This window comes from Bradyrhizobium sp. LB8.2 (assembly GCF_040548035.1).
Classification (GTDB): Bacteria; Pseudomonadota; Alphaproteobacteria; order Rhizobiales; family Xanthobacteraceae; genus Bradyrhizobium.
In genome coordinates this window covers 169,305-179,718 of sequence record NZ_JBEPQV010000014.1, presented here as the reverse complement: position 1 = coordinate 179,718, position 10,414 = coordinate 169,305, and the positions used below count along the sequence as shown (strand labels likewise).

Here is a 10,414-nt window from a genome sequence, read left to right as displayed (position 1 = left end):
CTTCCTGCTTAATCTGATCGCCTATAACCTGATCCGAATTCCAAAACTGCTCGCCGCATAGCCACCCCGCGCCGGGGCACACTCAATAACAAGCTAGAAATTACATCCAACTCTACCGCGCCGTTCCAAAAACGACCGGCGGAAATATGAAAATTCTCCATTTCAGGGTTTTTCAGCAGACTGCTAGGTGGGAGACTTCCACTTTGCGCTGGCAAGCCGACGTTTGTGAGTACGCGTCCTAGCTAGCCTGCCTGCCCTTGCGCATCGTCGCCAGCACGATGTCGGCTGCGAGCACGCTTGGCGACTTGTTGCCGGTCGACATGATCGTATCGAGCTGGGCGAACGCTTCCACCTGCTGCCGGCGCAGCGGTGAATCGGCCAGAAGCTCCGTGAGCGCGGGCGCCAGCTTCTCTGGCGTGCAGTCTTCCTGCAGGAACTCCGGGATGACATCCTTGCCGATCACGAGATTGGCGAGGATCACCGAGGAGACGCGGATCGCGCGGCGCAGGATGAAGGCTTCGATCGCGCCGACGCGATAGGCCGTCACCATCGGAATGCCCGATAGCGCGAGCTCCAGCGTCACAGTGCCGGATTTTGCCAATGCCGCGCGCGCGATGCGGAAGGCGGCGCGCTTCTCGTTCTCGCCGACCACAATTTGAGGCTTGACCGGCCAGTTCGCGATGCCTTCACGAATGGTGGCTTCGAGATGCGTCATGGTCGGCAGCATCAGTTCGAACGCGCGGCCGTCCGTCCGCAATCGGTCGAGCGTCGCCCCGAACACGTCGAGATGGTGCCTGATCTCGCTGCGGCGGCTGCCGGGCAATACCAGCAAGACCGGCGGCTCGCCGTCGCGGCGCGCCTGCTCCTCCGCGTTCGGCCGCAGCGAGGGCAATTGCTCGATCAGGGGATGGCCGACATAGCTGCATGGCGGCCCGCCGAGCTTGCGATATTCCTCCGGCTCGAACGGCAACAGGCCGAGCACATGGTCGACATAGCCGAGCATGGTCCGCGCCCGTCCCGGCCGCCAGGCCCAGAGCTGCGGCGACACGTAGTCGACGATCGGGATCGCCGGATTGCGCGCCCGCACGCGGCGGGCGACACGGTGGGTGAAATCGGGACTGTCGATGATGACGAGCGCGTCCGGCGCGGACTCGGTCACGGCCTCCACGGTCTCGCGGATCAGCCGCAGGATCTTTGGCAATTGCTGCACGACCGCGGCGAAACCGACGATCGAGAGCTGCTCGATCGGAAACAGCGTCTCGAGCCCCTCGCGGGCCATGGTGCGGCCGCCGATGCCTACGAACTGCACGCCGTCGCCGAGCCGCTGGCGCAGCACCTTCATCAGGGCGCTGCCGAGCCGGTCGCCGGATTCCTCCGTGGCGATCAGGAAGATCTTGCGCGTGGGATCGCGGCCTTGCATCACGCCGGCAGGCCGATGACAAAGAGATATTTTGTGTCGGCGAACGCGATCATCGCCTGCGGCTCGGCGGCGATGGTATTGCCGGCGACGACGGCAATGCCGGCGAGCCCCGCGACGGCGACGCCCTCGAGGGTGCGCGGGCCGATCGTCGGCAGGTCGAAGCGCAAATCCTGCCCGCTCTTGGGGACCTTCACCAGCACGCCCCGCCCGGTGGCGGCGCGGATGCGGCCCTCTTCGCGCAGGCGCGCCACGCGCGCGAGCAGCGCATCGGTGCCCTCGATATCCTCGACCGCCACGACATGGCCGTCGATCACGACCGCGGCCTGGCCGATGTCGAACGGACCGAGCGCGGTCAGCACCGCGCGTCCGCGCTCGATGTCGGTCTTGCCGGTGTCGCTCGGCCAGGCGCGGCTGATGCAGCCCTCGGGCATCAGCAGGTCGGGCGCGACATCCCGGATCCCGACCATGCGAAAGCCGCCCTGCTCGAGAATGCGCCCGACGCCGGACAACAAATGATCGTCGCCACCGCGGAAGGCGCGGATGACATTGCCGAGCAGCCGGAGCGTTGTGAAGTCGACCCGGACCTCCGAGAGCGAAGGCCGTACCAGCGTGCCGATGAAGATCAGGTCCCGGCAGCCTTCTTCGCGAAACAGCCGCATGGCGCGGCCAAGCTGGCCAACCGAAATCCAGCGGTGACGGAATTTCTCCACTCGCGCCGGATCGCAGGCCCCCCGAAGGGGAAACAGCACCGGTGTGATGCCGCGGGCGGCGAGCGAGTCGGCAACCGCGAACGGCATCGCGCCGCCGCCTGCGACCACGCCGACCGGTGACGAAATCTCCGAAGCCGCCGATGTCATGCCCGCGGCCATCCCAGAACTCACTTCGCGATGGCGGGAAGACAGAGCGGGCGATGCTTGCCCTTGCCGATGAAGTCGAGGATTTCGGCGATCGCCGGATCTTCACCGGCGAGCGGCCGCGCCGTCTCCAAGCGTTCGGCAAAGGTGCCGGGGCCATGGAAGAGTTTCTGGTAAAACGCGCGCACGGTCGCAAGCCGCTGCTTGGTAAACTTGCGCCGCTTCATGCCGATTAGGTTGAGGCCTTCCAGCGCCGCATACTGGCCGTTGGCCAGCCCGAACGGAATGACGTCGTCGCGCACGCCGCACACGCCGCCGACCATCACCTGCGGGCCGATGCGCGTGAACTGATGCACCGCGGACAGACCGCCGATGAAGACGAAATCACCAATCTCGCAATGACCGCCGAGCGTCGCCGAGGTGGCGAAGATCACGTCGTTGCCGACATGGCAGTCGTGGCCGACATGGCTGCAATTCATGAAATAGTTGCGGTCGCCGACCTCTGTGATTCCGCCGCCTGTGACGGTGCCGGCGTTCATGGTCACGGATTCGCGGATGGTGCAGCCCGAGCCAATCTTGAGCTTCGTCAATTCGCCGCGATAGCTGAGCGATTGCGGCGGCGTGCCGAGCGAGGCGAAGGGATAGATGGTGCAATCGTCGCCGATCGTGGTTTGCGCGGTGATATGCACATGTCCGATCAGCTTGCAGTTCGCGCCGATCAGGACATTGGCGCCGATGATGCAATAAGGTCCGATCTCGGTGCCCTCGCCGATCACGGCGCCGTCCTCGACCCGTGCGGTGGGATCAATCTTGCTCATCAAGCAATCTAACTCGTCAAGAAGGGCTGGTTATGCGTTGAAGTCATTCGATTTTCCGGTGGTTAGCGCGACTATGCCCGATCTGTCCAGTGACGTATCATCTCGCCGTGTTTCAAGTGCCGGATGAAGCAACCTTCTCGGCTCGTCAACAAGTTCACACGGAGCTTCAGCTATCGTGGTCAGGGCCCTGGCACTTCTGCTCGCACAGCTCGCGGCCGCACCGATCGTCTCCGAGACCGTCGAGACCGGCGAACTTCGCCCCATCGACCTCGCGACGTTCGAATGCCGCGACATCAGCCGCAGCACCGTGCTTCAGCGCGTCTGCTACGACCGGGCGCAGCAGAACCTCGTAGTCGCGGTCGACGGCAGGTATGACCGCTATTGCGCCGTCGCGGCCGAGACGGTCGACAGCGTCCTGGGCGCTCCGTCCATGGGACAGTTCTTCAACCGGAATATCAAGCGCGAGGCAGCCGGCAGCCGCTACGACTGCCGCGCATGAACCGGACCGTTCAGTCGGTCAGCATGGCGCCGACGTCGGCTTCCGCGACCACCTGGCCGTTGACCTTGGCATCGCCGTGAAACCACCACATCGCCTTGCGGCGTCCGACCGAGCGCATGTGATACTCGATGGTGTCGCCGGGCAGCACGGGCTTGCGAAACTTGCACTTATCGATGGTGAGGAAATAAACCGCCCGCGGCTTCTCGGTGCCCTCGACCGACTTGATGCCGATCACGCCCGCGGTCTGCGCCATCGCCTCGATCATCATCACGCCGGGATAGACCGGACGATCCGGGAAATGGCCCTGGAACTGCGGCTCGTTGAAGGTGACGTTCTTGATGCCGATGCCGCTGTAATCGGTGCGGATGTTGATCACGCGATCAATCAGCAACATCGGAAAACGGTGCGGGAGCGTTTGCAGAATCATATTGATGTCCACAAGCTCGAACCTGACCGGTGCTTCGTCCGTCACTCCCGTTCCTCCTGCTTCGGCTCGGCCTTGCCGTCGCGCGCCAAGCGCTCCACCGCCAAGATTTCCTTGAACCACTGCCTGGTCGGCTTAGCAAAAAAACCACCCCAACGTCCGTTGGGAGGAACGTCGTCCTTGACGCCACTCATGGCAGTCACCTGAGCTCCATCCCCGATCTTGACGTGATTGTTGATACCCACCTTCGCGCCCAGCGCCACGTTGTCGCCGAGGGTCAGGCTGCCGGCGAGACCGATCTGGGCCGCCAGCAGGCAGTGCCGGCCAACGGTCACATTGTGGCCGATCTGGACCTGATTGTCGATTTTGGTGCCCTCCCCGATCACGGTGTCGCGCAAGCTGCCCCGGTCGATCGTGGTGTTGGCGCCGACCTCCACATTGTTCTGGATCAGCACGCGGCCGGTCTGGGGCACCTTCAGATGGCCCTCGGGACCGAAGAAGATGAAGCCGTAGCCGTCCTGGCCGATCGAGCAGCCGGGGTGGATCAGCACGTCATTGCCGATCAGGGCGCACTGGATGGCGGTGCGCGCGCCGACATTGCAGTCCCGGCCGATCTTGACGCCGGGGCCAATCACGGCCCCTACACCGATCACCGTGCCACTGCCGATTTCCACGTCCGGGCCGATCACGGCCAGGGGATCGACGATCACGCCGTCCTCGAGCCGGGCCGTGGGGTCGATGATCGCCGACGGCGCGATGCCGTCGTTGCCGGTCCAGGACTGCGGCCGGAGCGCGTCACCATGCCACTCCCGCGCGATCCTGACGAAGGCGCGGAACGGCTGCGTCGCCCGCAGCACGGCCACATGCGCGGGCACCTTGGCCTCGAAACGCGGACTCACCAGGCAAGCTCCGGCCTTGGTCGCCTTGAGCTCGTCGGCATATTTGAGATTGTCGAAGAATGTCAGGTGCATCGGGCCGGCTTCGTCGAGCGAAGCCAGACCCGTGATGATTTGGCCGCCCTTGGCGGGATCGACCAGCTCCGCCTTGGTCAGCGTGGCAATGTCAGCCAGCGCTGAGGCAGGCGGTTTTGTGAAGAAGGTCGGCTGCGCCATTCCACCCCATCGCGGTCCGGCTTCGGCATGAAGCGGCAAGACCGCATCATGCCTCATCTCTTAAATTGGCACGATCCCTTTCGGAAACCGGCTCCTGTGATCCGGATCGTGCCGTGCTGATCGAATTAGAACGAGGTGCCGCCGCCGAACCGGAACTCCTGCGTACGGTCGTACTTACCCTTGCTGAGCGGCAAGGCGTAGTCGAAGCGCAGCGGACCGAACGGCGACTGCCAGATCAGGCCGACACCGACCGACGATCGGATCACCTTGCTGTCGTCGTAGATCAGGCCGGTACAGGTTCCCGGCGTCGCCGGATTGGTGGTCGAAGCCGTGCAGCCGGAGTTAAACGGCGTGGTCGTTTCGCCAGTCACTCCCCACGTCGTCGGTCCCTTATAGTCATACAGGCCGCCGGCGTCGGCATAGACCGCGCCCTTCAGACCAACTTCCTTCGGCAGGAACCAGAACGGCATCTGCAATTCGACCGAAGCGCCCCAATACTTGGTGCCGCCAAGGGCGTCCTGCGTGTCGTACGGGTTGATATCGCGCGGGCCGATGCCGTTCGGGGCGAAACCGCGGACGAGGTTCGGGCCCATCTGGAAATGATCGAGCATGCGCAGGTCGTTGGAGCCGATCTTGTTCAGCATGCCGCTCTGCAAATGGACGAGGCCGACGACGTCAGACACCAGCGGAGCGTAGTACTTAGCGTCGATGACGGACTTCAGGTAGGAGACGTCGCCGCCGACGCCGGCGAAATCCTGCCGGAAATCGACGAGCAGACCGTCGGTGGGGTTCTTGTTGTTGTCCAGCGTGTTGTAGGTCAGCGTGTAGCCGAGCGCCGAGGTCAGGGTCTTGCCGCCCGCAAGCTCCTTGCGCACCGGCAGCGAAGCTTCACCGTCGCTGTAGCAGCCGAGGCCGTTGGTCGAGGCAAGGCTCATGCCAATGGAGTTGGCAAAGGCCGGACTCGGATTGAAGGCAGGATTCGGAGTACCATCAGGCAGCGTCTGCACGTTGTTACAGTTCGCGAGGTAGGACGGCAGCGTGATTTCCTGCTGGTAGATCGAGTAGCGCAGCTGCAGCGACAGATCTTCACGCAAGGCGAAACCGAGGCGCGGCGAGAAGCCCAGCGTCTTGGTGCCGTAGGAGATGTAGCTGTTGGACAGCTGCTGGCGCTGATAGAAGTCGAGACCCAGCGCAACACGATAGTCGAGCAGATAGGGCTCGACGAACGACAGCGAATAGCCGCGGGCGTACTGGCCATAGGTCACCGACGCCTTGGCGAACAGGCCGCGGCCGAGCAAATTGCGTTCGGAAACCGAGACTTCGGCCAGCGCGCCGTCGGTGGTGGAATAACCGCCCGAGACCGAGAAGTCGCCGGTTGATTTCTCTTCCATGTCGACGAGCAGGATCACGCGGTCGCTCGACGAACCGGGCTCCGTCGTGATCTTCACGCTCTTGAAATAGTCGAGGTTCTTCAAGCGCCGCTCGGCACGGTCGACCAGCGCGCGGTTGTAGGCATCACCCTCAGAGACGTCGAACTCACGACGGATCACGTAGTCGCGCGTGCGGGTGTTGCCGCGAAGGTTGATGCGCTCGATATAGGTGCGCGGGCCCTCGTCGATGTTGAACACGACCGACACGGTGTGCGCCTCGAAGTTGCGGTCGCCGCCGGGACGGACCACGGCGAAGGCATAACCGCGGCGCGAGGCCTCGATCTGCATCTCCTCGACCGACTTCTCGACCGATTCGACGTTGTAGAGCGAGCCGACATTGATGCGCGAATAGTTGCGCATCGAGGTGGGATCGAAGTTCGGAATGCTGGAGCGGAAGTCGATCGCGCCGACGCGGTATTGCGAGCCTTCCTCGATCTTGAAGGTGACGTTGAAGCCCTTCTTCTCCGGATCGTATTCGGTGAGCGCGGCCACGACCTGGACGTCGGCGAAGCCATTCTTGAGATAGAAGCGGCGGATCAGGTCGCGATCGGCTTCGACGCGATCGGGATCGTAGATGTCGCTGCTGGCGAGGAAGCTCAGCAGGTTCGATTCGTGCGTCTTGATGACGTCGCGCAGGCGGTAGGACGAGAACGCGCTGTTGCCGACGAATTCGATCGACTTGACGCCGGTCTTGGAGCCCTCCTCGACCGTGAAGATGAGATCGACGCGGTTGTTGGGCTGCTCGATGATCTCAGGGGTGACGCGAACGTCGTAGCGGCCGGAGCGGCGATAGATTTCAGCGATTCGCAGCGTGTCGGACTGCACCATGGCCCGGGAAAAGGTGCCGCGGGCCTTGGACTGGACTTCGGCAGTGAGCTGCTCGTCCTTGATCTTCTTGTTGCCCTCGAAGGCAATGCGGCCAATCACCGGGTTTTCCACCACGGAGACGACGATCTGGCCGCCGGCACCGCGGTTGATCCTGACGTCCTGGAACAGACCGGTCTCGATCAACGCCTTGAGGCCGTCGTCGATGGCACCTTGATCCAGGCGACCGCCGGGACCCGCCTTGAAATAGGAGCGGATCGTCTCCACCTCGACACGGCGATTTCCTTCAACGGAAATCGACTGCACGGTCTGAGCGAGCGCAGACGAAGACACAAAAGCAGCCCCAACCGGGGCAAGCACCGGCGCGCCGAACATGATCAGGGTTGCGAGCAAGCCCCCCCGGAGTCGCAGTCCAAACTTCATTGCGCAGCGCGCCCTTATCATTCCGCACCAGACCCAACCCCAACGCCGGTCTGGAGATTCCCCAAGTTCAAGCCGCTTGTAGCCAATTTAAACGACGCCGCAAACGGCCGAGCGCGCCGTAATTTCATTTTCATTCCAAGACGTTGCCCAAGAGCAACGCCCAGCAACGCCACAAAAAAACCCCTATCAGGATGCGGCCATCCGCAGGATGTCGTTGTAGGTGGCAAACACCATCAGCATCAGCACCAAACCCAGCCCGATTCGGAATCCCATCTCCTGAGTCCGCTCGGACAGGGGCCGGCCGCGGGCCACCTCCGCCGCATAGAACATGAGGTGACCGCCATCGAGCAGCGGGATCGGGAACAGGTTCAACAGGCCGATCGACACCGACAGCACCGCGCACAGGTTGATCACGAATTGGAACCCGGCGCTGGCCGCCTGCCCCGACATCTTCGCAATGCCGAGCACACCGCTCACCTCGTTCGGATTGCCGTTTCCGACGAACAGCGCGCCCAGGAACTTGAAGGTGCTGGTGATGATGAACCAGACCTGCTCAACCCCGATCTTGAGCGCTTCGCCGACGCCGACCGGCGAAGTCGAGGCTTCGCCCGCCTGAGACTTGTGCTCGATGCCGAGCACGCCCAGGCGATGGCTGTTGCCGAAGGGATCCTTGCGCTCCAGCAGTGCCGGCGTTGCGGTCAGCGACACGATGCTGCCGTCCCGCTTGACCTCGAAGGCAAGCGCCGAACCTGCGTTCATCGCAACGATTCGCTGCATGTCGGCAAAGCTCTCGATCGGCTTGCCGTCGATCTGGACGACGACGTCGCCGATCTTGAAGCCGGCTGTCGCCGCAGCGCCGTCGGCGACGACACCGTCGACACGCGCGATCGTGCTCGGCTTGCCGTAATACAACGCCATGCCGGCGAAGATCAGCGCGCCCAGAATGAAATTGGCGATCGGTCCGGCGGCAACGATGGCGGAGCGCGGGCCGACCTTCTTGTGATGGAAGCTGCCGGCCCGCTCCTCGGCCGTCATGGCCGCTAGCTTCTCGGACGACGGCGTCGAAGCCTCGCTCTCGTCCCCGAAGAACTTGACGTAGCCGCCGAGCGGGATCGCCGAGATCTTCCAGCGGGTGCCATGGCGGTCGTTGAAACCGACCAGCTCAGGTCCGAAGCCGAGCGAAAAAGTTAACACGCGAACGCCCGCCCAGCGCGCGACCAGAAAATGGCCGAGTTCATGGAAGAACACGACGATGGTCAGGACGAACAGGAAGGGAACCGCATAGCCAAGGAGTCCATGGCTCAACGTATTGAAACTATGGACGAAAAAGTCGATCATCGAATTCCCTCATCCAGCGCCGCAAGGCCCTGGTCGCGAACCATCTAGGATGCCTTTAAGGCAATTTGAGGCAATAGGGCGGCAGCTCTATTTCGCGCAACATGGTCAACAGAGATTGCGTCGTCGGCTGACGTCAGCGGGGCCTGGTTCCCGCTCCGGATCCAGTCGTCCAGCGTCGCTTCCACCAGCCTGGCAATCGCGCCGAACCGGATCTTGCCGGCGATGAAGGCGGCGACCGCGACCTCGTTGGCGGCGTTGTAGACGGTGGTGGCGCCCTTCCCGGTCCGAAGCGAATCGAAGGCCAGGCGCAGCCCGGGGAAGCGCTCGAAATCCGGCGCCTCGAAGGTCAGCTGGCCGATCTTGGCCAGATCGAGCTTGGCAGCAGGCCCCTTGATGCGGTCGGGCCAGCCGAGACAATGCGCGATCGGCGTGCGCATGTCGGGTGCACCGAGCTGGGCCACGACCGAACGATCGGAAAACTCGACCATGCCGTGGATGATCGACTGCGGATGCACGAGGACGTCGATCTCGTCCGGACTCAGCGCGAACAGATAGGAGGCCTCGATCACCTCGAGCCCCTTGTTCATCATCGAGGCGGAATCGATCGTGATCTTCTGGCCCATGCTCCAGTTCGGATGCTTCAGGGCTTGCTCGAGGGTTGCCTGCTCGATGTCGGCCGGCTTCCAAGTCCGGAACGGGCCGCCAGAGGCCGTGATGATGACACGGACGAGCTCGTCGCGATTGCCTGAGCCAAGCGCCTGGAACAGCGCGTTGTGCTCGGAATCGGCCGGCAGGATGCAGGCGCCCGCTTTCGCCGCGCGCTGCATGAAGAAATCGCCGGCGCAGACGAGACATTCCTTGTTGGCGAGCGCGACATGCGCGCCGCGATCGACCGCCGCCAGTGCCGGCTTCAATCCGGCGGCGCCGCTCACGGCGGCCATCACCCAATCGGCCGGACGCGCGCCGGCCTCGATCACAGCGCTTTCGCCGGCGCCGCATTCGGTGCCGGTGCCCGCGAGCGCAGCCTTGAGCTCGGCAAACTTTGAGGTGTCGGCGATCGCGACGAAGCGCGCGGAAAACTCCTTCGCGAGCTTTGCCAGCGCTGCGACGTTGCTGTTCGCCGTCAGCGCCTCGACCCGGTAGCGCTCGGGAGAGGCGCGCAGCAGATCCATCGTGCTGTCGCCGATCGAGCCGGTGGCGCCGAGAACCGTGACGCTGCGGACGGTCGATGCCGCAGTCTTGTTGTTACGCAATGGAACCGCGCTCATATC

Annotated in this window: 9 protein-coding genes; 1 reads left to right on the top strand and 8 read right to left on the bottom strand. The window is 63.5% G+C overall.

Features of this window, described 5'->3' with window-relative positions; translation table 11 throughout:
• Window positions 1-238 precede the first annotated feature (238 nt).
• The 3 genes from lpxB to lpxA are packed head-to-tail and all read right to left on the bottom strand — an operon-like array spanning window position 239 to window position 3,092.
• Window positions 239-1,423 carry a lipid-A-disaccharide synthase gene (gene lpxB, locus ABIB06_RS19030; protein ID WP_354049541.1) on the bottom strand — a complete coding sequence of 395 codons (1,185 nt, stop codon included), beginning with the start codon at window positions 1,421-1,423 and terminating at the stop codon, window positions 239-241.
• A complete protein-coding gene (locus tag ABIB06_RS19025; RefSeq protein WP_247447419.1) occupies window positions 1,420-2,277 on the bottom strand; it encodes an LpxI family protein in 858 nt (285 codons plus the stop codon). Before ABIB06_RS19025 ends, lpxB begins: the two co-directional genes overlap by 4 nt.
• A gap of 20 nt (window positions 2,278-2,297) precedes the next feature.
• Window positions 2,298-3,092 (bottom strand): acyl-ACP--UDP-N-acetylglucosamine O-acyltransferase, encoded by a 795-nt coding sequence (gene lpxA, locus ABIB06_RS19020; protein ID WP_354049542.1) that lies wholly within the window; start codon window positions 3,090-3,092, stop codon window positions 2,298-2,300.
• A gap of 175 nt (window positions 3,093-3,267) precedes the next feature.
• Between lpxA and ABIB06_RS19015 the strand changes: the two genes are divergently transcribed.
• Window positions 3,268-3,591 carry a KTSC domain-containing protein gene (locus ABIB06_RS19015; protein ID WP_354049543.1) on the top strand — a complete coding sequence of 108 codons (324 nt, stop codon included), beginning with the start codon at window positions 3,268-3,270 and terminating at the stop codon, window positions 3,589-3,591.
• A 10-nt stretch (window positions 3,592-3,601) separates the two neighbouring features.
• Here the strand turns inward: ABIB06_RS19015 and fabZ are convergent, their stop codons facing one another.
• The 5 genes from fabZ to dxr form a co-directional block, all read right to left on the bottom strand.
• Window positions 3,602-4,018 carry a 3-hydroxyacyl-ACP dehydratase FabZ gene (gene fabZ / locus ABIB06_RS19010; protein WP_249803886.1) on the bottom strand — a complete coding sequence of 139 codons (417 nt, stop codon included), beginning with the start codon at window positions 4,016-4,018 and terminating at the stop codon, window positions 3,602-3,604.
• Window positions 4,019-4,059: 41 nt separating this feature from the next.
• On the bottom strand, window positions 4,060-5,127 hold the full coding sequence (lpxD, locus tag ABIB06_RS19005) for a UDP-3-O-(3-hydroxymyristoyl)glucosamine N-acyltransferase (RefSeq protein WP_354049544.1): 1,068 nt from the start codon (window positions 5,125-5,127) through the stop codon (window positions 4,060-4,062).
• A gap of 125 nt (window positions 5,128-5,252) precedes the next feature.
• Window positions 5,253-7,805 carry an outer membrane protein assembly factor BamA gene (bamA, locus tag ABIB06_RS19000; RefSeq protein ID WP_247349249.1) on the bottom strand — a complete coding sequence of 851 codons (2,553 nt, stop codon included), beginning with the start codon at window positions 7,803-7,805 and terminating at the stop codon, window positions 5,253-5,255.
• A gap of 186 nt (window positions 7,806-7,991) precedes the next feature.
• On the bottom strand, window positions 7,992-9,143 hold the full coding sequence (gene rseP, locus ABIB06_RS18995) for an RIP metalloprotease RseP (RefSeq protein ID WP_247349250.1): 1,152 nt from the start codon (window positions 9,141-9,143) through the stop codon (window positions 7,992-7,994).
• 44 nt (window positions 9,144-9,187) lie between these two features.
• Window positions 9,188-10,411 carry a 1-deoxy-D-xylulose-5-phosphate reductoisomerase gene (dxr, locus tag ABIB06_RS18990; RefSeq protein WP_354049545.1) on the bottom strand — a complete coding sequence of 408 codons (1,224 nt, stop codon included), beginning with the start codon at window positions 10,409-10,411 and terminating at the stop codon, window positions 9,188-9,190.
• Window positions 10,412-10,414: the final 3 nt, after the last annotated feature.